The 21,438-nt window shown below is 69.8% G+C and carries 19 protein-coding genes; 13 read left to right on the forward strand and 6 right to left on the reverse strand.

Going from position 1 to position 21,438, the window contains the following annotated elements; translation table 11 throughout:
- Nucleotides 1–163 precede the first annotated feature (163 nt).
- Together argE and GGD89_RS04925 are read left to right on the forward strand one after the other, a co-directional pair.
- Complete coding sequence (gene argE / locus GGD89_RS04920) at nt 164–1,360, forward strand: acetylornithine deacetylase (RefSeq protein WP_184042995.1); 1,197 nt, start codon at nt 164–166, stop codon at nt 1,358–1,360.
- Nucleotides 1,361–1,442: 82 nt separating this feature from the next.
- Entirely contained in the window at nt 1,443–2,906 is a 1,464-nt protein-coding gene (locus GGD89_RS04925) for a PALP domain-containing protein (RefSeq protein WP_184042996.1), read from the forward strand.
- A gap of 54 nt (nt 2,907–2,960) precedes the next feature.
- Here GGD89_RS04925 and GGD89_RS04930 read toward each other — a convergent pair whose 3' ends face one another.
- Nucleotides 2,961–3,314, reverse strand: coding sequence for a hypothetical protein (locus tag GGD89_RS04930; RefSeq protein ID WP_246422608.1), 354 nt, complete (start codon nt 3,312–3,314; stop codon nt 2,961–2,963).
- Nucleotides 3,315–3,952: 638 nt separating this feature from the next.
- Here GGD89_RS04930 and GGD89_RS04935 point away from each other — a divergent pair.
- Nucleotides 3,953–4,231: a hypothetical protein gene (locus GGD89_RS04935; RefSeq protein ID WP_184042997.1), complete on the forward strand. Its 279-nt coding sequence runs from the start codon at nt 3,953–3,955 to the stop codon at nt 4,229–4,231.
- A 32-nt stretch (nt 4,232–4,263) separates the two neighbouring features.
- Here the strand turns inward: GGD89_RS04935 and GGD89_RS04940 are convergent, their stop codons facing one another.
- Together GGD89_RS04940 and GGD89_RS04945 are read right to left on the reverse strand one after the other, a co-directional pair.
- On the reverse strand, nt 4,264–5,292 hold the full coding sequence (locus GGD89_RS04940) for an adenosine kinase (protein ID WP_184042998.1): 1,029 nt from the start codon (nt 5,290–5,292) through the stop codon (nt 4,264–4,266).
- A 250-nt stretch (nt 5,293–5,542) separates the two neighbouring features.
- The gene (locus GGD89_RS04945; RefSeq protein WP_184042999.1) at nt 5,543–7,126 is read right to left on the reverse strand and encodes a polyhydroxyalkanoate depolymerase; all 1,584 of its coding nucleotides are present in this window, start codon (nt 7,124–7,126) and stop codon (nt 5,543–5,545) included.
- Nucleotides 7,127–8,060: 934 nt separating this feature from the next.
- On the opposite strand from GGD89_RS04945, the gene GGD89_RS04950 reads away from it, so the two are divergent.
- Together GGD89_RS04950 and GGD89_RS04955 are read left to right on the forward strand one after the other, a co-directional pair.
- Nucleotides 8,061–8,738: an EI24 domain-containing protein gene (locus GGD89_RS04950; protein WP_184043000.1), complete on the forward strand. Its 678-nt coding sequence runs from the start codon at nt 8,061–8,063 to the stop codon at nt 8,736–8,738.
- 114 nt (nt 8,739–8,852) lie between these two features.
- Nucleotides 8,853–9,497, forward strand: coding sequence for a polymer-forming cytoskeletal protein (locus tag GGD89_RS04955; RefSeq protein WP_184043001.1), 645 nt, complete (start codon nt 8,853–8,855; stop codon nt 9,495–9,497).
- A 111-nt stretch (nt 9,498–9,608) separates the two neighbouring features.
- Here GGD89_RS04955 and GGD89_RS04960 read toward each other — a convergent pair whose 3' ends face one another.
- Both GGD89_RS04960 and trpS read right to left on the reverse strand, forming a co-directional pair.
- Complete coding sequence (locus GGD89_RS04960; protein WP_184043002.1) at nt 9,609–10,499, reverse strand: alpha/beta fold hydrolase; 891 nt, start codon at nt 10,497–10,499, stop codon at nt 9,609–9,611.
- Between the two features lie 55 nt (nt 10,500–10,554).
- The gene (gene trpS / locus GGD89_RS04965) at nt 10,555–11,553 is read right to left on the reverse strand and encodes a tryptophan--tRNA ligase (RefSeq protein ID WP_184043003.1); all 999 of its coding nucleotides are present in this window, start codon (nt 11,551–11,553) and stop codon (nt 10,555–10,557) included.
- A gap of 238 nt (nt 11,554–11,791) precedes the next feature.
- Here trpS and GGD89_RS04970 point away from each other — a divergent pair, with 238 nt between their 5' ends.
- Nucleotides 11,792–12,484, forward strand: a complete 693-nt coding sequence (locus GGD89_RS04970) for a YceI family protein (RefSeq protein WP_184043004.1) — start codon at nt 11,792–11,794, stop codon at nt 12,482–12,484.
- 9 nt (nt 12,485–12,493) lie between these two features.
- On the opposite strand, the gene GGD89_RS04975 is transcribed toward GGD89_RS04970, so the two are convergent.
- Complete coding sequence (locus tag GGD89_RS04975) at nt 12,494–13,576, reverse strand: PA0069 family radical SAM protein (RefSeq protein WP_343058540.1); 1,083 nt, start codon at nt 13,574–13,576, stop codon at nt 12,494–12,496.
- 350 nt (nt 13,577–13,926) lie between these two features.
- Here GGD89_RS04975 and GGD89_RS04980 point away from each other — a divergent pair, with 350 nt between their 5' ends.
- The 7 genes from GGD89_RS04980 (at nt 13,927) to GGD89_RS05010 (ending at nt 21,431) form a co-directional block, all read left to right on the forward strand.
- Complete coding sequence (locus tag GGD89_RS04980) at nt 13,927–14,526, forward strand: NnrU family protein (RefSeq protein WP_184043006.1); 600 nt, start codon at nt 13,927–13,929, stop codon at nt 14,524–14,526.
- Between the two features lie 272 nt (nt 14,527–14,798).
- Nucleotides 14,799–16,445 (forward strand): flagellar basal-body MS-ring/collar protein FliF, encoded by a 1,647-nt coding sequence (gene fliF, locus GGD89_RS04985; protein ID WP_184043007.1) that lies wholly within the window; start codon nt 14,799–14,801, stop codon nt 16,443–16,445.
- Nucleotides 16,446–16,649: 204 nt separating this feature from the next.
- Nucleotides 16,650–17,669, forward strand: a complete 1,020-nt coding sequence (gene fliG / locus GGD89_RS04990) for a flagellar motor switch protein FliG (RefSeq protein WP_184043008.1) — start codon at nt 16,650–16,652, stop codon at nt 17,667–17,669.
- Between the two features lie 192 nt (nt 17,670–17,861).
- A complete protein-coding gene (locus GGD89_RS04995; RefSeq protein ID WP_184043009.1) occupies nt 17,862–18,734 on the forward strand; it encodes a FliH/SctL family protein in 873 nt (290 codons plus the stop codon).
- Nucleotides 18,727–19,086 carry a flagellar motor switch protein FliN gene (gene fliN, locus GGD89_RS05000; RefSeq protein ID WP_184043010.1) on the forward strand — a complete coding sequence of 120 codons (360 nt, stop codon included), beginning with the start codon at nt 18,727–18,729 and terminating at the stop codon, nt 19,084–19,086. Before GGD89_RS04995 ends, fliN begins: the two co-directional genes overlap by 8 nt.
- A 5-nt stretch (nt 19,087–19,091) precedes the next feature.
- Complete coding sequence (locus tag GGD89_RS05005) at nt 19,092–19,937, forward strand: motility protein A (RefSeq protein ID WP_184043011.1); 846 nt, start codon at nt 19,092–19,094, stop codon at nt 19,935–19,937.
- A gap of 72 nt (nt 19,938–20,009) precedes the next feature.
- Nucleotides 20,010–21,431: a sigma-54-dependent transcriptional regulator gene (locus tag GGD89_RS05010; RefSeq protein ID WP_184043012.1), complete on the forward strand. Its 1,422-nt coding sequence runs from the start codon at nt 20,010–20,012 to the stop codon at nt 21,429–21,431.
- Nucleotides 21,432–21,438: the final 7 nt, after the last annotated feature.

The following is a 21,438-nucleotide window of genomic DNA, read 5'->3' on the forward strand; positions in this document are numbered from 1 at the left end:
ACCCGGCGCTCGGCCCGTCCATCGCTGGCGGAGGCGGCCCCCATGGTGTATGGCACGGGGATCGCATCGCGCCCCCCGGCGCGGCGCCCCGCGTTCGACCTGACTTGACCCACCCGGAGCGGATCCCCGGTTCTCCGCCCCCCGAACTCGTCTGGAGGGTTCCATGCCACCCCATGGCCCGGCCCCACGGCCGCCCGAGTCCGATGCCCGCGCCCGGGGCATCGCCATGATCGCGCGCCTGGTGGGGTTCGACACCACCTCGCGCGAGTCCAACCTGGGCCTGATCCACTTCGTGCGCGACCATCTCGCCGCCCATGACATTCCGTCAACCCTGGTTCCCAACGCCGACGGCACCAAGGCCAACCTGTTCGCCACCATCGGCCCGGACGCGCCGGGCGGCGTGGTGCTCAGCGGGCATACCGACGTGGTGCCCGTGGACGGCCAGCCCTGGGACACGGACCCCTTCATCCTGACCGAACGGGACGGGCACCTGTACGGGCGCGGCACCGCCGACATGAAAAGCTTCTCGGCGATCGCCCTGGCGCTGCTGCCCGAGATGCTGGCCGCCGACCTGAAACGGCCCATTCACCTGGCGCTGTCCTATGACGAGGAGGTCGGCTGCCTGGGGGCGCCGGCCATGATCCGCGCCATGGCCGAGACGCTGCCGCCGGTACGCGCCGTCATCGTCGGCGAACCCACCGAGATGCGGGTGGTGGGCGCGCACAAGGGCATCCGCGCCTGGCGCACGTCGGTGACCGGGCGCGAGGCCCATTCCAGCCAGCCGCACCGGGGCATCAACGCGGTCATGGTCGCCGGCCGCCTGGTGGCCTGGCTGGCGCGTCAGGCCGATGATCGGGCGGACCACCCGCGGGCGGACTCGCTGTTCGATCCGCCGTGGTCGACCATCTCCTGCGGCGTCATCCAGGGCGGAACGGCCCTGAACATCCTGGCCCGGAGTTGCTTTTTCGTGTGGGAGACACGCTCCATGCCCGAGGACGACCCCGGCCGTCTGGATGCCGCCTTCCGCGCGGAGTGTGCCCGGCTGGAGCAGACGATGCGGGCGCAGGCCCCCGAGACCGGCATAGAGACCACCTTGCTGGCGGCGGCGCCGGCGCTGCGCCTGGAGCCGGACTCCGAGGCGGACCGGCTGGTGCGCTCCATCACCGGGGACAACACCACCAGCGCCGTGGCCTTCGCCGCCGAGGCCGGACAGTTCCAGGAGGCCGGCTTCTCCACCATCCTGTGTGGGCCGGGCAGCATCGACCAGGCTCACCAGCCGAACGAGTTCATCACCGTGGCGCAGGTCGAGGCCGGCATCGCCTTCCTGCGCGGCGTCATCGCCCGCCAGGCGGCGCCCTGACGGCCGCGCCGGACCGTCCCCGGCCGGCCCCGCCGGGGCGCCCATTTCCGGCATTCCTCCAGACCACAGGACAGGACCCGCCATGACCCTGCCCCCCGACTTCGGCCCCACCGGCGTCGGCGCCGAGGTGGCCTGCACCGGCTGCGGCACCCCGGTGACCCTGACCCAGTCGCTGGGACTGCGTTGCCCGCTGGCCGACAGCGACGACGGCCAGGACCACGCGCTCTATCGGTTCCTCGACGGCCCCCGGCTTTGCTTTCCGGAAAGCCTGGACCGCAACCCCTTCGTCCGCTACCGGACCCTGTTCACCACCTACCATGTGGCGCGTCAGTTGGGGCTGCCCGACGAGGACTATGTGGAGCTGGTCGCCGGTCTGTCGCGCCGGGCCGCCGACCTGCTGGGTGAACCGCTGCTGATGGCCGACGTGGCCGAGGTGCCGGTGGACAGCGCCGACCTTGCCCTGCCGGTGCGCCGCCTGGAGGCCACCAACGCGGTCCTGCCCTGGGCCACGCGCGGGCTGTTCGGCATCCTGGTCCATCTGGCGGCGCTGGAGGCCGTGGGCCAGCGGGCGGCCGTGGCGGCGCGCGCCCGGCCGCTGGTCTGCCTGGGCGATCCGGACACCATCCGGGTGGCGGTGATCCTGGCGCAGCTGTCCGGCCGGCCGATGTCGGTGGTGGTGCCCGATCCCTGCCCGGCCGCCGTGATGGCCTTCCTGCGCGCGGCGCGGGTGGAACCGCTGGTCGCCGATGGCCCCTCGCCGGCCGCCTGCCGCGCGCGCTTCCACCGGGCGCTCAGGGACGGTGCCCTGCCCTTCACGCCCTATGGCGCCCATGCCCTGCCCGCGCGCGAGGGCCTGGCGACGCTGGCCTACGACATCGCCGAGGCCCTGCACGCGCGCGGCGAATCGCTGGCCATGATGGTGGTGCCGGCCACCGGCGGCGCCCTGCCCTCGGCCCTGGTGACCGGTTACTCCGAGGCGTTCCTGGTGGGAGGCGCCGGCACGCTGCCGCGCCTGATCGTGCTGGAGGGAGAGGGCGAGGGCGCGCTGATTCACGCCATGGACCGGCTGGACGACCGCATGGGCCGGGTCTGCGAGCCCGATCCCAATGTCTATGTACCGGCGCTTCGGGACGCGGCCCGCGACCCCGACGCCTATCTCGACCCCGGACCGGACACTACGGCGGACGACGACGACCTTGACGACGACCTCGACGACGAGGACACCCGGGCCTGGGACGCGAACCCGGGGCAGCCCTGGGCGACGCGCCCGCCAGACTGGCTGGCCTGCCTGGACGGCGTCGTGCGCACGCGCGGCGCGATCATGGCCTTGGACATGGAGGAGGTGGACCCGGATGATCCTGAGGACGACGGCGCCGATGCCGAACCAGCCGACGGCACGCGGTCCGGTGGCGGCGCGACCGCCCAGGACGACAGCGACGTTGCGGCCCGGGCGGCGGCCCTTGCCCTGCGGGCCATGGCCGGGCTGCCCGATGATCAGCCCTTGCTGACCGAGATCGACAACGGCGTCGTTCTGGTGGTCACCTGATCCGCGCGGGACCAGGGCGGCCCCTGGCCGGGAGGCGGCCCCGGAGCTCCCGCATCACCGCTGCGCCCCGCCCGCCTGGCGCGATTCCAGGGTGATGTAGCCGCGCTCGAAGGCTTGTTGCAGCGCCTCGAAGCCGGCGCGGGCCTCCTCGTACAAGGTGCGCAGACCCTGAACCCGCATCATCTCGTCCACGTCGGCGTGGTCCCAGTCCACCGCGATCACGGCGTCCAGATAGTTGGCCCGCAATCGCGCGATGGACACAGCCAGACGGAAGAACGCCTTGCGATCCAGATGCGGGATCTTGTGACTGATGATCTCCTGGTTGGCCGCCCGCACCGCCATCTCCACCTCTTCCATGAAGCGGCGATGGGCCAGCATGTGGGCGCGATCATCCATGACGCCGGTCATCGGCAAGCGTCCTCCGTTGGGGTCCGTCCGGAATGCTCAGACTTACACGATTTGCGGACCATTATATCTGGCATAAACATAAAATAGAGCGGCTTTCGAAACGATCCGAACGGCGCCGGTCCCTCTAGAGCATGGTGCGTGAGTCTGGACTCACGGACCATGCTCTAAGACTCTGATATTGAAGCAAATCGTCGTCGCGATCCGGTTCGGATCGCTCGGGATTCGCTCTAAGGCCACGTCCGGCGTGGGACCCGTTTCAGGACCACGTTTCCCATGGGCTCACCGCGTTCGAGCGCCATGCGCGATCCCGGGCTCTCCCGTCGCCGCGTTCCCCGGTTCCGCCTTGGTCATCCGCCCTCGGGACTCCGTTGTGACAGCAGGCTCCTGGGGTGTGCCGTTCCACGCTCTGCCTCTAATCGTGTCGAAGCCGGGTCCTGGAATCAACCGCACGATCGTTATCCTAGGCTTTAGTCAGGGGCGCCCATGGGAGCCGTGCGTTTCGGCACTGCAAGAATTGCATGACCAGAAACGGCCATTTGGACCTAGATTACGGGTGACATCATGAAAAGACCAGGAGTCGGAAGTGGGTATTTCTTTTTGAAACCTGTCCGACTCATGCCAAGGAAGGACAACTGATCATGAGTACCGCCCCGTTCGACAGCGACACTCCTCTCGGGATCGAAATGATCGCGCGTCAGGAGCGTGACCGGTATCTTGCCGACTTGATGAAGGCCAGCGCGCGCGCCGTCTGGACACGCCTGTTCGGCACCCGGGCCACCGCCGCAGCCGCCGCCGACAGCCTGGCGCGCTGCTATGTGCGCGACTCCGGTCTGGCCCACATGCCCGACGCGCACCTGCTGGCCGCGCGCCGGTCCAACGATGTCTGTGACGGCACCCACGAAGACCACGCCGCCTGACGGCGGCGCCGGTGCGCGCGGGTCGGATCGGATCAGGCCGCCCGGCCCATGCGGTCGCTCACCAGGTCCGCCAGGGACGGCACCTCGGGACGGGCGCCGAAGTGGCTGATCACCTCGGCGGCGCAGACACCGCCCATGCGGGCGCAGTCCGCCAGGCTCCGGCCAGAGGTCAGGCCCCGCAGGAATCCGGCGGCGTATAGATCACCGGCCCCCGTGGTATCCACCACCGTGTCGATCGGCTCGGCGGGAACGCTGACGATGTCGCGGTCGTGGCCAGCCACCACCAGGGAGCCGTGGGCGCTGCGCGTGACGGCGGCCACGTCGACATGGTCCCGGACCGCCGCCACGGCGGTTTCCAGGTCATCGGTCTGGTAGAGCGCCTTGAGTTCCGCCTCGTTGGCGAACAGCACGTCGACGAGGTTGCCGCTGGTCAGGTCGAGGAATTCGTCCCGGTGGCGGTCCACGCAGAAGCTGTCCGACAAGGTGAACGCCACCTTGCGGCCGGCCTCGTGGGCGATGGCGGCGGCCTTGCGGATGGCCGCCTTGGCGCCGGGTTCGTCCCAGAGATACCCCTCGACATAGGTGATCAGGCTGCCGGCCACCACGTCCTCGTCGATGTCGTCGGGACCCAGGGCGGTACAGGCGCCGAGATAGGTGTTCATGGTGCGCTGGCCGTCCGGCGTGACCAGGATCAGGCACCGGGCGGTGGACTTGTCGGCCCCGTCGGCGCCATTGACCAGGGCCGCCGTGGCGTAGTGCGCGCCGATGGCGGTGATGTCGTGGCGGAAGATGCGCCCCAGGGCGTCGTCGGCCACCTTGCCGATGTACGCCGCGCGGGTCCCCAGCGCGGCCAGCCCGGCCACCGTGTTGGCCGCCGAGCCCCCCGAAACCTCCACGCCCGTCCCCATCTGGTCGTACAGCATGTCGGCTCGCGCGGCATCGATCAGGGTCATGGCGCCCTTGGGCATGCCGTGCCGGTCCAGGAAGGCCTGATCGGCGTGGGCCAGCACGTCAACGATGGCGTTGCCGATGGCGACGACGTCAAAACGGGGGGAGGTCATGGGCGGGACGGATCCTTCAGCGACGAAGCGGGCGAAAACCAGGCGGCGGCGGTCCATGCCGACGACACGGGCATGGTGTCCCCCCCGTTTGGTCAGAGAGGGCATGGCCCGAGAGGGCATACCACCATGGTGGGGCATGCTCCGGCGCGCCCACCCCCGGCGGGCGTCCAGCATAGACAAACCCGCCCCCGAAGCTCAAGCCGGGGGCGGGTTGCCGGATGCGGGGTCCCGTGCCCCGCGGTCGGACCGGTCAGGCGGAGGACGGATCCACGGACGACGGGCGGCGCACCGCGCGGGCGCCCGACTGACGGCGCGGCGTGGACCGCCCGGGCAGCGCGGTGGGAGCGGCGACCGCGTCCCCGGCCGCGCCGGCGGCGACACGCACCGCCGGCTCGACCTCCTTCTTGGTCTCGCGGGTGGCGGGCTCGGCGACCGGCACCGGACGACGCGGCGTCGCCGGCTTGGCCGCGCGGGTCCGGGGCCGCGCGGCGCCGGGCCGGGGCTCGTCCACGCGCTCTTCCTCCTCGCTGCCGGTGCGGATGATGCGGTCGTCCACCGCCAGCGTGGCGTCGAGGTTGCAGGTCTCCATCGGTCCGGCGAAACCCTTGCGCACGCGCTGCTCGTGGATGAACGCGGACACGCGCGGCAAGATCATCTCGCGCCAGCGGCGACCATTGAAAATGCCGTAGTGTCCAACGCCCGGACACACCATATGGCCCTGCAATTCGGCGGGCAGACTGGACACCAGGTCGTGCGACGCCTCGGTCTGGCCCAGCCCGGTGATGTCGTCCTTCTCGCCCTCGACGGTGAACAGGGCGATGTCGGTGATGGCCGACGGCTTCACCAGACGGTCACCGATCATCATGCGGCCCTCGGGCAGGTGATGTTCCTTGAACACGACCTCCAGGGTCTCGAGGTAGAAGCTGGCGGTCAGATCCAGGACCGCGAGGTATTCGTCATAGAACGCACGATGGGACGCCGCCGAGTCGCCATCGCCCTCGACCAGATGATTGAAGTATTCCTTATAGGCGTCCATGTGGCGGTCCATGTTCATGGCCATGAACCCGCTGAGCTGCAGGAAGCCCGGATAGACCTGACGGCCCATGCCCATGTAGGGCGCCGGCACGGTCTGGATGACCTTCTTGCGGAACCAGTCCATGTCCTTGCTTTCGGCGTACTGGTTCACCGCCGTCGGGCTGACCCGCGTGTCGATGGGGCTGCCCATCAGGATCATGGAGTGCGGCCGCGCGGGATCGTCGTCCTCCGCCATCAGCGAGGCGGCGGCCAGCACCGGCACGCCCGGCTGACACACCGCCAGCACCGCGCAGTCCGGACCCAGCAGGCGCAGGTATTCGGTCACGTGATCGACATAGTCGGTCATGGTGAAGTCACCGACCCACAGCGGGATGTCGCGGGCGTTGTGCCAGTCGGTGATGTAGACGTCATGCTCCGGCAACAGCGCCTGGACGGTGCCGCGCATCAGGGTCGCGTAATGGCCCGACAGGGCGGCCACCACCAGGATCTTGGGATCGTTGCGGGGCTCGTGGAGCTGCCGCTCGAAATGGATCAGGGAGCCGAACGGACGGCTGACCAGCTCGCGCTCCACCACCGGGACCAGGCGGCCATCGACGACGGTCTCGTCCAGCCCGAACGCCGGCTTGGGGTAGCGGCGCGTCATGCGCTCGAACACGTCGGTGCCGGCGGCCACGGTGCGGCCCAGGCCGGTGTGGCTGGCGGGCATCATCGGATGGGTGGCCATCATGTTGACGGCCTGGGCCATCCACCGCATCGGCAGCATGGCGTTCTGGTTGAGCTCATGGAGATGGTACAGCACGTCTCCGTTCCTCCTCGTTCCCGTCTGGGGCCGTTTCCGGCTTTTTTCGGTGTGCCACGCGCGTCCTTTCGCGCCGTGCGGCTCGCGGTCGCGCGCGGCTCCTGTTCCGTTCCGTCTCTTCCGTCGCGCCCGGGGCGCGATCTGAAGCCTTCCCTGTTGTCCGGCCCCGTTCTTCTTCGACCTTGCCGTCCCGGTTCTGGCCCGGTTCTGGTGTTCGGGTCGTGATGATGGCCCACATTCCGGCACTGGGGTTTCGGCTCAAACCGGCCCAAACCCCGCGTGAGGAGTACCTCCCCATGGCGGTCGAGTAATTTCATAACCGAGCCGGGGGCCGTCGCGCAATAAAATTGGTTGCGCATGCGAAGGAGGACTCGGGTCGGCGCCCTCCCGGACGAACCACACGACGCTATCGAAAGGCGGGACTCCCCGCGATGCACACCGAAAAAACCCTAAAAATGACCGGAGATACTCAAGAAAAGGTCCGGCGACCTCCCAAAGGTCACGACGACAACGGAGCGGCCGCCTCACCGCTGGCCAAAACTCGACCGTGCGGCACCGTCCATCACGATTAAGAGTATAGCGCTTTTCCGCCCCAAATTGCAATACAACTTTCACATATCTTAAGACTAGCACCAAATGGCGGAGCCCGAAGCCCTCCAACCCCTATCAAATGTCACCTTCTTGCTTGTCCGGAATAACCATCTCCCCCACTCAGGTCCCGTGTCACGGACCCATGCCCGTTTACGAAACAAAACGATCTCAAAGACTCGGGCATTTCGCGGACGGCCTCGGGACTGGCATCCTGGCGCGCCGCGGCCTACGTTGAAGCCCATCCCCGTTCGCGAGGCCCCCACGCCACGCCCCCAACCCGCATCCCCCGCCCATGGTTCGCCCCATGGCCTGCCTCATGTTCGGCAAAGAGGATACCGCCCCCATGCTGATCACCGCCTTCGCCAAGGCCGTCGCGCAAGTCAGCGACCCCCGCGTGCGCCGCCCCCTGATGCTCAGCCTCGGCCTCACCGCCGGCTGCTATGTGGCCCTGGTGATCGCCTTGTGGGTGGGCCTGGGCTCGGTGGAGGTGATCCAGCCGGCTTGGCTGGACACCGTGATCGACATCGCCAGCGGCCTGGGCGCCATCATCGTGGCGCTGATCTTCGTCCCCGTGGTGGTCACCGCCTTTGTCGGCCTGTTCCTGGAGCAGGTGGCCGACGCGGTCGAGGCCCGCCACTACCCCACCCTGCCGCCCCCCCGCGACGTGCCGATGACCGAAAGCATCCTGGGGGCCGCGTCCTTCGCCGGAACCGCCCTGCTGCTGAACCTGGCGGCGCTGCCGTTGTACATCCTCATGCCGGCGGCCAACGTGGTGCTGTTCCTGCTGTTGAACGGCTACCTGCTGGGACGGGAGTACCAGGAAATGGTGGCCGCCCGGCGTCAGACCAGCGCCGAGATGCGCGCCGACCGGCGCCGCCATCGCAAGACGCTGACACTGGCCGGCATGGCCATCGCCGGCATGATGGTGGTGCCGGTCGTCAACCTGCTGGCGCCCCTGGTGGCCACGGCCTTCATGGTCCACGTCGTGCAGGCGTTGCGGGCCGAGCCGTCGTCCGCGTAATCTGTCGGCGGTCGGACAGGCTCCCGCGCATCCGCCGCGCCGGGGCCTGGTCCGTCGTGACTCCACCACCGATCTCGTTCCACCGTGATCTTTTCAGGAAGGGACCGTCCACCGATGGCGTTCTTCAATTCCCCCCAGCAGGGCCGGCCGTCCGGCGGTGTCCAGGGCTCCGTTGACGGCGACCGCGTCGAGGCCAGTGGCGACGGCAAGGGCGGTGGGTTCCAGCCGCCGGATACGGGACCGGTGAGTTCGCCCAGCTTCAAGCCCGGGGTCCCGGTCAAGCCGCAGACCGGCGCCTACCGTCCGGAACCGCCGCTGCACGGGCGGACCGAGACGCCCAAGAGCCCGTCGCCGGACAGCGAGCCGGCCAGCCTGTCGCCGCCCGGCCTGACGCCCGCGCCGTCCGTCGGCCGCGACAGCGGCGAGGCCAAGAACCTGATCGTCGGCCGGGGCATCCAGCTCAACGGTCAGATCAGCGCCTGCGACCGCCTGGTGGTGGAAGGCACGGTGGAGGCCGACCTGAACGACGCCGAGGCCATCGAGGTCGCCGAGAGCGGCCTGTTCCGGGGCACCGCCTCGATTCAGGAGGCGGACATCTCCGGACGCTTCGAGGGCAACCTGATCGTCAAGCGGCGCCTGACGCTGCGCGCCGGGGGCCGCATTGAGGGCAACGTGCAGTACGCCGCCATCGTGGTGGAGGAAGGCGGCCAGATTCGCGGCCAGATGGACGTCCTCGGCGGCACCGCGAGCGGGGACTGAGCGGTCATTGGACACGCGGGGGGGGGGGCGATCCGTGACACGCCCCCACCCCGCCCCGGCCTCCAGCAACCGCCTCTCGTGGTGCCCCGCCCTACGGGCTCGCCGGCGTCGTCATGAGACCTCGGCCGCGCGCCAGTGCGCCGCAAGGGTATCGGCGATGACCCTGAAGAGGGTCGCGGGAAGCGCGTGCCCCAGCGAGTCGATCGTCACCAGCGTCGCCCCGGGAATACTGTCGGCAAGATGCTTACCGTGTGGCGGCGGGTTGAGCGGATCCTGTCCCGCCTGCAGGATCAGCACCGGGATCGAGATGGCGCGAAGCCCCGACGCCCGCGAGAGCGCAACCGGCGTTGCCCGGGCGTGGTTGGTGGCCGGCACGTGGGTTCCGCACCGCGCCGTGTCCCGCCGTTCACGCCCCCTGTAGTCGGCGTCGTCGAACGGCAGGGCGTCACCCGCCAGCAGTCGCCATTGCCGCACGCGCCGGTCCAGTTCCGTGCGTTGATCGGCGGCCGGTGGCTCGAACGCGCGCAAGACCTCCACCCTCGGCCCCGGCAACCCGCCGGAGACGGATGCGCCGACCAGGGCGGCCCGATAGGCCGTGGCGAAGTCCACGTCCAGGGCAGCCGTCATCATGGCCGTCATGGAGATCAGTCGATCCGGGTGGTCGATGGCCAGAAGCTGCGCGATGGTTCCGCCCAGCGACAGCCCCACCACATGGGCACGAGAAACACCCAATCCATCAAGGACCGCCACCGCGTCACGACTCAGGTCTTCGACGCTGTACGGGGACCCATCAAAATCGACCTTGCTCGAAAGACCGGTGTCACGGTGGTCGTATCGGATGACGCGGCGCCCGGTTTCGGCCAGCCGATCCACCAACGGATCCGGCCACATCATCGCCGTGGCATTGGCGCCAGAGATCAGGAGAACGGGCGTCCCCCGATCGTCGCCTCTGGAGTCCGTCCAGATCCTGACGTCCCCGCTCTCGATGATCCGCGTCGACATGAGCCGGTCTCCTCGTCTCCAGACACGCGGATCACCACAGGCGGCGGGCCCCCGCTCACACCCGCAGGAAGCCGACGGTCTCGTAGACCTCGTCCAGCACCGGACCGGCGATGGTCTGGGCGCGCGCCGCGCCGCGCCGCAGCACCGCGTCCACCTCGTCCGGGTGGGCGAGCAAACGCGCCATCTCGGCGGTCATGGGCCCCAGCGTCTCCACCGCCAAATCGGTCAGCGCCTGCTTGAACTGGCTGAAGGCCCAGCCGCCGGTCTCCGACAGCACCGCCTCGGGACTGGTGTCCGACAGGGCGGCGTAGATGCCCACCAGGTTGGCCGCCTCCGGCCGCGTTTCCAGGCCGGCGATCTCCGAGGGCAGCGGTTCCGGGTCGGTCTTGGCCTTGCGGATCTTCTGGGCGATCAGGTCGGCGTCGTCGGTCAGGTTGATGCGCGAGAAGTCCGAGGGATCGGACTTGCTCATCTTCCTGGTGCCGTCGCGCAACGACATGACGCGGGTGGCCGCGCCCAGGATCAGCGGTTCGGTCAGCGGGAACACCTCGCGGCCGAAGTCGTTGTTGAACTTCTGGGCGGCATCCCGGGTCAGTTCCAGATGCTGCTTCTGGTCCTCGCCGACCGGCACATGGGTGGCCTTGTACAGCAGGATGTCGGCGGCCATCAGCGCCGGATAGGCGAATAGGCCGACCGAGGCGTTCTCCTTGTGCTTGCCGGCCTTTTCCTTGAACTGGGTCATGCGGTTCATCCAGCCCATGCGGACCACGCAGTTGAGCACCCAGGCCAGTTGCGCGTGCCCGGGCACCGCCGACTGGTGGAAGATGACGCACGCCTCGGGATCGATGCCGGCGGCGAGAAAGGCGGCGGTCACCTCGCGCGTGGTGCGGGTCAGGTCCGCCGGATCCTGCCACTGCGTGATGGCGTGCTGGTCCACCACGCAGAAGATGCTTTCGTACTCCCGCTGCAAGCGCACCCAATTGCGAATGGCGCCCAAATAGTTGCCCAGGTGCAGGTTTCCGGTCGGCTGGACGCCGGAGAAGATGCGCTTCATGGATGCGGGATCCTCGTGGGAAGGGAACAACACGTCCCGACGGGGGGACGGATGTGGGCCTAGACCAATCGCCGGCCCCGGTCAACGGCGGGGTCCGGCGTGACATTCCCGGGGGCGCCCCCCTCGACGGCGCCCCCTCGCGGGACCACGTGAGTCACGCGGGGCACACACGTCATCCGTCACAAGGCCCCGCGCCGGCCCCGTCAGAGGGCCGTTCACGACAGGGAGGACTCCCCCCATGACGTTCTGGTCCATGACTCGGCGCCGATCCCCGTTATCCCACGCCACGGCCATCGCCCCCGCCACGCGGCCGGGTCGTCGCCTCCGGCCGTTGCTGCCGACCGGTCCCCTGGCCCTATCCCTGGCCCTGCTGTGGACCCTGACCACGGCCCAGGCCGCCCACGCCGCCGGCTGGACGCTGGATCCCGATGCCTCGACCCTCAGCTTCGGCTCCATCAAGGCCGGCCATATCGGCGAGGTCCACGAGTTCCGCGCCCTCAGCGGCACTGTGGACGACTCGGGCGCGGTCGACGTGGTCATCGACCTGGCCTCGGTCAGCACCGGAATCGACCTGCGCGACGACCGCATGCGCGACATGCTGTTCAACGTCGCCACGTTCCCGGTGGCCCGGATCACGGCCCAGGTGCCGGTGAGCGATCTGGCCGACCTGCCGGTGGGCGAGAGCGTGGAGCGCGACGTCACCGCCAAGCTGTCGCTGATGGGCGAGGCTCACGACCTGCCCCTGCCGCTGGCGGTCACACGGCTGAGCGAGAACCGGATCCTGGTCCGGCCGCTGCGCCTGGTGATGGTGCAGGCCGACGACTACGCCGTCGCCGAGGGCATCGAGAAGCTGCGCGCGGTGGCCGGGCTGGACCAGATCAGCATGGTCGTCCCGGCGACCTTCGCGGCCACGTTCGTCCGGGGCGAGTAGGTCCGCCCCTCACAACAGCCGCAACTGATCGCCCGGACGGGGCGGCGGGGCGAAGCGATCGCATGCCAGCTCCGGCGCCCGGTCGGACAAGCCCAGGCGCGCGCGCGCCACGGCGAACCGCCGGGCGAGCAGGCGCGCCTGTTCGCCCGCGCCGCGCATGCGCACATGAAAACGCCCCGGATCACCGGACCCGGTGCGATGGGCATCGATCAGGCTCATCACGCGCCGCGCGCGGTCCGGCGCGTGCGCCTCCAGCCACTCCCGGAACAGGCCCTCCACCTCACCGGGCAGACGCACCAGGGTATAGCCCGCCTGACGCGCGCCGGCGCCGGCCGCCGACTCCAGGATGCGCTCCACCTCGGCATCGGTCAGGCCCGGAATCACCGGCGCCACCAACACCATCGCCGGCACGCCGGCCTCGCTCAGCCGCCGAATCGTCCGCAAGCGCGCCGCCGGCGGGCTGGCGCGGGGCTCCAGGCGGCGGGCCAGATCGCGGTCGAGGGTGGTGATCGACAGCGCCACGGCCACCAGCCGGCGGCCCGCCATGTCGGCCAGCAGGTCCAGATCGCGGTCGACCAGCGCCGACTTGGTGGTGATGGTCAGGGGGTGGTGGAAAGCCGACAGCACCCCCAGCACCTGACGCATCAGGCCCAGGCGCCGCTCGACCGGCTGATAGGGATCGGTGTTGGTGCCGAAGGCGATGGGCGCCGGGCGGTAGCCGGGTTTGCGCAAGGCGGCCTCAAGCTGCGCGGCCGCGTCGGGCTTGTGAAACAGCCGGGTCTCGAAGTCCAGCCCCGGCGACAGGCCCAGGTAGGCATGGGTGGGACGGGCGTAGCAGTAGATGCAGCCGTGCTCGCAGCCCCGGTACAGGTTGACCGAGCGGTCGAAGGGAACGTCGGGGGACCTGTTGCGGGTCAGCACCGCGCGGCTGTGGTCCACCTCCAGCCGGGTGCGCGGGGACGGCGGCGGCCCCCAGGGATCCTCACAAGGGTCCTCCCAGGCGTCGTCCCCACCCCCCTCGGACTCTCCCGGGCGGCCCCGCCGGGCGCGGTCGAGGGTCCCCCAGCCGTCGTCCTCGGCGTCATGGCGCACCGCCTCGAAACGCCCGTCCGGATTGGACCGGGCGCCGCGCGTGTCCGAAGACCGGACGTCGGAAGGCCGGGGTCGGTGCGGTATCATCCCCGTCACATGGACCGGTTTCGCGAACATTTCAAGAACAAAATCATGGGACCATCACCCGGACATCGCCCGTCACGCGACAGGCGACGCCGCGAAAACCGCATTGAGGGGGTCCCGCCCGGCGCACTAGACTGCGCGCCGTCCACCCCCGGCGCGGGTCCGGCGCCCCGGCCTGTTCGCCCGATGTCCCCGGCCGGCCTCTCGCGGCGTCCTCCAACCCGTCCCGGCCTCCCTCGGCCCTCCCTCCGCAAGGAACCGTCCTCATGGGATTCTTGGCTCTCGGCATCGTCCTGTTCTTCCTCGCGCATGGGCTTCCGATGATGTCCATCCAGCGCGACCGCCTGGTGGCCCGCCTCGGCGCGGGTCCCTACAAGATGCTGTTTTCCCTGGTGTCGCTGGCCGGCCTCGGCCTGATGATCTACGGCATGGCCACCGGCCCCTTCCTGCCCGGCTACGCCCATCCGGCCTGGGGCCAGTACGCGACGCTGGCGCTGATGCCGCTGGCGTTCATTCTGCTGGTGGCCGCTTACGTGCCATCCAACATCAAGCGCTGGACGGTCCACCCGATGACCCTGGGCATCCTGGTGTGGGCGGGCGCGCACCTGCTGTCCAACGGCGACCGGATGTCGGCGATGTTGTTCGGGTCCTTCACCATCTACGCGCTCGTCAACCTGCTGAGCCAGGTGGCCCGGCCGCAACCGGCCCGCGTCGCGCCCCAGCCCTGGTCGCGGGATGCCCTGGTGGTGGCCATCGGCCTCGTGCTGATGCTGATCATGACCGGCGCGCACCACATCCTGTTCGGCGTCTCCGCCCTGCCGTGGCTGTTCGGCGCCGAGCCGGCATTGCCCTCGCTCTCCCAGTAGGCCGGCCCGAGAGGCCGACCCCGGCGGTCATGCCGTGTCCCGGACCGGATCGAGTCGAGTCGGCCCGGGACATCCCCTCGAGTCCCCAGGCCCGGCAAAAGCTGCCGGGCCGTTAAGGAGTTCTTTAACCGCCCGCGCTAGCCTTCTGAATGGCTGGGGCCGGCGACTCCCGCGGCGCGGACGTCCAAGACGGCGCCGCCGCGCGGACACCACGGATCCTGGCGCTCCCCTCCCCGCCCAGGGCGCCCGGCGCCAACCAGAGGGTCCGTGACGTGAACGGCTTCCTGCAACAACTCTCCAGCCTGGGTCCCCGGCGTCTGGCGCTCATCGCGGGCCTGGCGGCGGCGTTGATCGCCATGGCCGTCTACTTCGCCTCGCGCGTCGCCACGCCACAGTACGAACTCCTCTACAGCGGCCTTCAGCAGCCCGAGGCGGAAGCCATCGTGCGCCAGCTGGAGCAGGAGAACGTGCCCTATCAACTCACCAACGAGGGCACGGAGATCCGCGTGCCCGCCGACCAGCGCGACCGCCAGCGTCTGAACACCGCCGAACTGGCGGTGGGGGGCGGCGCCTCGGTCGGCTACGAGGTGTTCGACGACAGCAGCGCGCTCGGCTCCACCAGCTTCATTCAGAACGTCAACCTGGTGCGCGCGCTGGAGGGCGAACTGGCCCGCACCATCCGCGCTATCGACGGCGTGCGCAACGCGCGCGTGCATCTGGTTCTGTCCAAGCGCGAGGTGTTCTCGCGGGAGATGAACGAGCCGTCGGCCTCGGTGCTGCTGTCCACCGGAGGACGCCGTCTGGACCCCGGCCAGGTGGTCGCCATTCAGAACCTCATCGCCGCCGCCGTGCCGCGCATGACCCTGGACCGCGTCTCGATCACCGACGATCGCGGCCAGTTGCTGACACGCGGCATGGACAGCGACGGCAGCCTGGCCGCCGCCACCCGGGAACAGGCCCGGCTTGCCAAGGAGCATCAGCTCACCCGCGCCGTCGAGGACATGCTGACCCGCACCCTGGGTCCCGGCAAGGTGCACGCCGAGGTCCGCGCCGGCATGAACTTCGACCGCGTGGTCACCAACGAGGAGATTTACGACCCCGACACCCAGGTGGCCCGCTCCACCGTCACGGTCGAGGAAAACGCCCAGTCCACCGACAGCGAGCCGACCCCCGTGACCGTCGGCCAGAACCTGCCCGAGGGCCAGTTCAACCAGACCGGAGCCGCCTCCTCCTCCACCAGCGAGAACCGCACCGAGGAAACGGTCAACTACGAGATCTCGCGCAAGGTGGTCAATCAGGTGCGCGAAAGCGGCATGATCGATCGCCTCAGCGTCGCCGTGGTCGTGGACGGCATCACCACCACCGCCGCCGACGGCACCCGGACCTACGAGCCGCGCTCGGCGGAGGACATGGAGCGGATCACCGCCCTGGTGCGCGCCGCCGTGGGCTACGACGACCAGCGCGGCGACCAGATCACCGTTGTGAACGAGCAGTTCGCGGACCTGGAGGATCTGTTCGGGGATGAGGACGCGTGGTCCTTCATGGGCTTCACCAAGGACGAGATCATGCGCATGGCCGAGGGCCTGGGCGTGGCCATCGTCGCCATCCTGGTCATCCTGCTGGTGGTGCGCCCGCTGGTCACCCGCGCCTTCGAGAGCCTGCCCTCCGGCGCCGACGGCGGGGGAACCGGCCTGCTGGCGGCCGAGGCCGCCGGCGCGCCGCAACTGACCGGCCCGGCCACCGCGCCGGTGCCCATCGGCCTCGGCGACGACATGGAGGATACCGAGGAGTTGATCGACATCGAGAAGGTGGAGGGTCGGGTCAAGGCCTCCAGCCTGCGCAAGATCGGCGAGATCGTGGACAAGCACCCGGAAGAGGCGCTCAGCATCGTTCGCAACTGGCTGTACCAGGACGCCTAGCGCGGCGACGCCGTCAAGGAGACCATCCTTGACGGCATGAGTCGTTGCACAACATTTTGAAACACGTGCACTTTTGATCCTGGCAAAAGAACGCGGACAGCATCTTTCTGTCTGGAGTCGGTGCACGAGGGGCCGGACCCGAGAACCGCCGGACAGCCGTCCGGACCAGACACCGCCAGAACCCGCCTTACGGGAGACGTCATCGTGGGTCGCGTCAAGGAAGACTATCGCAGCCTCACCGGGCCTCAGAAGGCCGGCATCATGATGCTATCGCTGGGCGAGGAACATGCCGCCAAGCTGTTCAGCATGATGGATGACGAGGAAATCCGCGAACTCTCCCAGGTCATGGCGAACCTGGGCACCATCAGTTCCAATCTGGTGGAACGGCTGTTCGTGGAGTTCGCCGACGCCATCTCCAACACCGGCTCGCTGGTCGGCTCCTACGACACCACCGAACGCCTGCTGATGCGCTCCCTGCCCCGGGACCGGGTCGACGCCATCATGGAGGAGATCCGGGGTCCCGCCGGCCGCACCATGTGGGACAAGCTGGGCAACGTGAACGAGCAGGTGCTGGCCAACTACCTCAAGAACGAATACCCGCAAACGGTCGCCGTGGTGCTGTCGAAGATCAAGGGCGACCACGCCGCCCGGGTGCTGTCGCTGCTGCCCGAGAACTTCGCCATGGAAGTGGTCATGCGGATGCTGCACATGGAGGCGGTGCAAAAGGAAGTGCTGGACGGCGTCGAAAAGACCCTGCGGACCGAGTTCATGTCCAACCTGGCGCGCACCGCGCGCCGCGACGCCCACGAGATGATGGCCGAGATCTTCAACAACCTCGACCGCAACACCGAGAACCGCTTCCTGACCGCCCTGGAGGAACGCAACCGCGAGTCCGCCGAGCGCATCAAGCAGCTCATGTTCACCTTCGAGGACCTGTCGCGGGTCGATACCCAGGGCGTGCAGACGCTGCTGCGCCACGTGGAGAAGGACAAGCTGGGCCTGGCCCTCAAGGGCGCCTCGGACCCGGTCAAGGAATTGTTCTTCAAGAACATGTCGGAACGCGCCGGAAAGATGCTGCGCGAGGACATGGACGCGATGGGGCCGGTGCGCCTGCGCGAGGTGGACGAGGCGCAGAACGCCATCGTGGCCCTGGCCAAGGAACTGGCCAACAGCGGTCAGATCATCATCTCCGACGGCAAGGAAGAGGACGAACTGGTGTACTAGGACTGGGTCCGTTACCCTGCGGGCATGGCCCGGGCCCTCGCCCCCCGACCGCGCCCGCCCGCGCCGCCTCCCGGTCCGGCCGGCGCGGCCCGCGCGTCCCCGGCGGGCACCGCCCGCGCCCGATTCCCCGCCATCGCGGCGCGCGTCCGGCGCCGCGTCCGGCCCTTCCCGACTGGCGGAGCCCCTCGCCCCATGGCCACGGTGCAAAAGTTCCTGTTCGACACCTCGTTCGACGAGCCAGACTCGGAACCCGCGCGCAAGACCGGCCCCGTCCCGGTGCCGGAGGGTGGCCTGGACGACGAGGGAGACATGCCCCGCGTCGACGACGACGAACAACCCTACGCGGGGCTCGATCGACGGCGGCGCTCCGCCGACGCGCCCCTTCCGGAGCCCCCGCCCAACCTGTACACGGCGGCCCAGGTGGACGCCGCCCGGGAGGAGGGATACCTCAAGGGCCATACCGTGGCCCTGGAGGAGGCCGGCGCCAGCACCGCGCGGCTGACGGCCGCGGCGCTGAAGGACATCGTCGCCGCGTTCGACCGCATGGACGCCGAGCAGCGCGCCTTCAACGCCGAGGTGGAGAAATCCGCCACCCGGCTCGCCCTGACCATCGCGCGGCACCTGCTGCCGGCCGCCGCCGAGGCGGGCGCGGTACCGGAGATCGAACGCCTGGTGGCCGCGACGCTTCCCGACGTGCTCGACCAGCCCCGGCTGGTGATCCGCGTCCACGGCTCCCTGGCCGAGGCCATCCGCCAGGCGGTCCGGCCGATCCAGGACGACCATGGGTTCGAAGGCCGCCTGACGGTGCGGCCGGACAACGACCTGCCGGTGGGCGACTGCCGGCTGGAATGGGGCGACGGCGGCGTGGAGCGCGACACCGTCCGCCTGTGGGCGGAGATCGAGGCCGTGGTCGCGCGCTATCTGGACGAGATCGTGCCCCCACCGTCGCCTCCACGGCCTGACGCCACCGGCGCCCCCGAGGCCGACCGAACCGCGACACCGGGCGAAGGCGAGGCGCAGGCGGACCAGGACTCCGCCCCGGAACAAGGAGAGCACCATGGGTGACGACGGCGATTTCAACCTGGATGAACTGGACGGCGACGAGCACATCGGCGACGACGACGCCGGTCCCCCGGACATGGCCGCCCATGTTCCCGAACGGCCGCGCTCGGCCTCGGACCTGGAGGCGGTCTACGACATTCCGGTGCAGGTCTCGGCGGTGCTGGGCAAGGCCCACATGCAGGTCAACCAGTTGCTCAAGCTGGGTCGGGGGGCGGTCATCGAACTGGACCGCAAGGTCGGCGAGGCCATCGACATCTACGTCAACAACCGCCTGGTCGCGCGCGGCGAGGTGGTGGTGGTCGAGGAGCGCCTGGGCGTGACCATGACCGAGATCATCAAGACCGACCGGAGCTGATGCCCATGGCCGATGGCGGCCGTAGCCTGTTCTCCTCCCGCCGGGTCACCCCAGCGGGCGACCCGGCGAAGTCCACCCCCGACGCCGCGGCGCTCGTGGGCATCGGCGGCGCGCTGGCGCTGATCGCCCTGGCCACCGTGCTGGGCGGCTCGCCGGGGTCCTTCGTGGACATTCCGGCGATCCTGATCGTGGTCGTGGGCACGCTGGCGGTCACCCTGGCGTCGTTCAGCTTCGAGGAGGTGGGCGCCACCGCCGCCATGCTGCCGCGCGCCCTGACGCGAGCCGACACCGACGCCGGCGACCGGGCCGACCGCCTTCTCGATCTGGCCGACCACGCGCGCCACAACGGCCTGCTGAAGCTCCAGGGGGCGCCGCTCGACGGCACCCTGGACGACCCGTTCCTGCACAAGGGCCTGTCCCTGGTGGTGGACGGCGTCGCCGAGGAGGAGGTGGAGGCCATGTTGCGCCACGAGATGGAGGCCACCGCCGAACGCCACATCCGCGGCGCCAGCGTGTTGCGCCGCGCCGCCGAGGTCTCCCCCGCCATGGGGCTGATCGGCACCCTGGTGGGCCTGGTCCAGATGCTCGGCAACCTGGAGGACCCGGCCCGCATCGGTCCCAGCATGGCGGTTGCCCTGCTGACCACCTTCTACGGCGCCATTCTGTCCAACGTCGTGTTCGCGCCCCTCGCCAGCAAGTTGGAGCGCGCCGCCGGCGAGGAATGGCTGGTCAACCATGTCACCGTGCTGGGCGTGGTCTCCATCGCCCGCAAGGAGAACACCCGACGGCTGGAGATGCTGCTGAACAGCGTGCTCCCGCCCCATCAGAGGGTGCGCCGGTTCCATGTCTGATCGCCGCGTCCATATCCGCGCGCCCCGCCGCCCGGCGCGCTGCCTCCACCGCCGTCCCCGGGGGGCCCGGCCATGCGCCTCCTGATCGTCGGCACCCTGGAGGGCGAGGTGGGCACCGCCGCGCGCATCGCCCTGCAACGGGGCGCCAAGGTGACTCAGGCCGCCGATCCTGAGGCCGCGCTCGCCGCCCTGCGCGCGGGACGCGGCGCCGATCTGGTGATGATGGACAGCCGCCTCGACGTGGCGGCGCTGATCGGCGGCCTGGCCAACGAGCACATCGTCGTACCGGTGGTGGCCTACGGCACCGGCTCCGACACACGCGCCGCCGTGCAGGCCATCAAGGCCGGCGCCCGCGAGTACATCCCGCTGCCGCCGGACCCGGAGGTGATCGCCGCCGTGCTGGAGGCCGTGGCCGACGACCGCCACGCCCTGCTGTATCGCGATCCGGCCATGGCGCGGCTGATGCAGATGGCCGAGCAGGTGGCCCCCAGCGACGCGAACGTCCTGATCACCGGCGAGTCCGGCACCGGCAAGGAGTTGATCGCCCGCCACCTGCATCGCAAGAGCCGCCGCGCCGACGGCCCCTTCATCGCCGTCAACTGCGCCGCCATCCCCGAGACCCTGCTGGAAAGCGAGCTGTTCGGGCACGAGAAGGGCGCCTTCACCGGCGCCGTGGCCCGGCGCATCGGCAAGTTCGAGGAAGCCGACGGCGGCACCCTGCTTCTGGACGAGATCTCCGAAATGGAGACGCGCCTTCAGGCCAAGCTGCTGCGCGCCATCCAGGAGCGCGAAATCGACCGCGTCGGCGGCAAGCAGCCGGTACGCGTCAACACGCGCATCGTCGCCACCTCCAACCGCAACCTGCGCACCGAGGTCGCCGCCGGACGCTTCCGCGAGGACCTGCTGTTCCGTCTCAACGTCATCACCCTGGCGCTGCCGCCGCTGCGTGACCGGCCGCGGGACCTGCCGCTCCTGGCCGATCACTTCGCCCGCAAGTACGCGGCGGCCAACAGCCTTCCCGAACGGCCGGTGTCGGCCGCCGCCCTGGAGCGGCTGGGCACCCACGACTGGCCCGGCAACGTGCGCGAACTGGAAAACACCCTGCATCGCGCGGTGCTGCTGGCCAACGGCGCGGAGATCGGACCCGAGGCCATCCTGATCACCGGCGAGGAGAGCGACGGCCTGGCCGGCGGCGCCCTTGGCAACGACGACGCGGCGGGCGCCGCGCTCCGGGCCGACGGCCTGTCCGCCGCCGGCACCGCCGATCCGGGCGCCGACACCGCCGGCCTGGTCGGCCGCACCGTGGCCTCGGTGGAACGGGACCTGATCATCGACACGGTGCGCCACTGCCTGGGCAACCGCACCCACGCGGCCACCATCCTGGGCATTTCCATCCGCACCCTGCGCAACAAGCTGCGCCAGTACGCGGACGAGGGCGTCACCGTGCCCCCGCCCGGCGGCGGCGTCGCCGGCGAGGAAACGCGGGCGGAGTAGACAGACG

The organism is Roseospira visakhapatnamensis, from assembly GCF_014197915.1.
GTDB classification, from domain to species: domain Bacteria; phylum Pseudomonadota; class Alphaproteobacteria; order Rhodospirillales; family Rhodospirillaceae; genus Rhodospira; species Rhodospira visakhapatnamensis.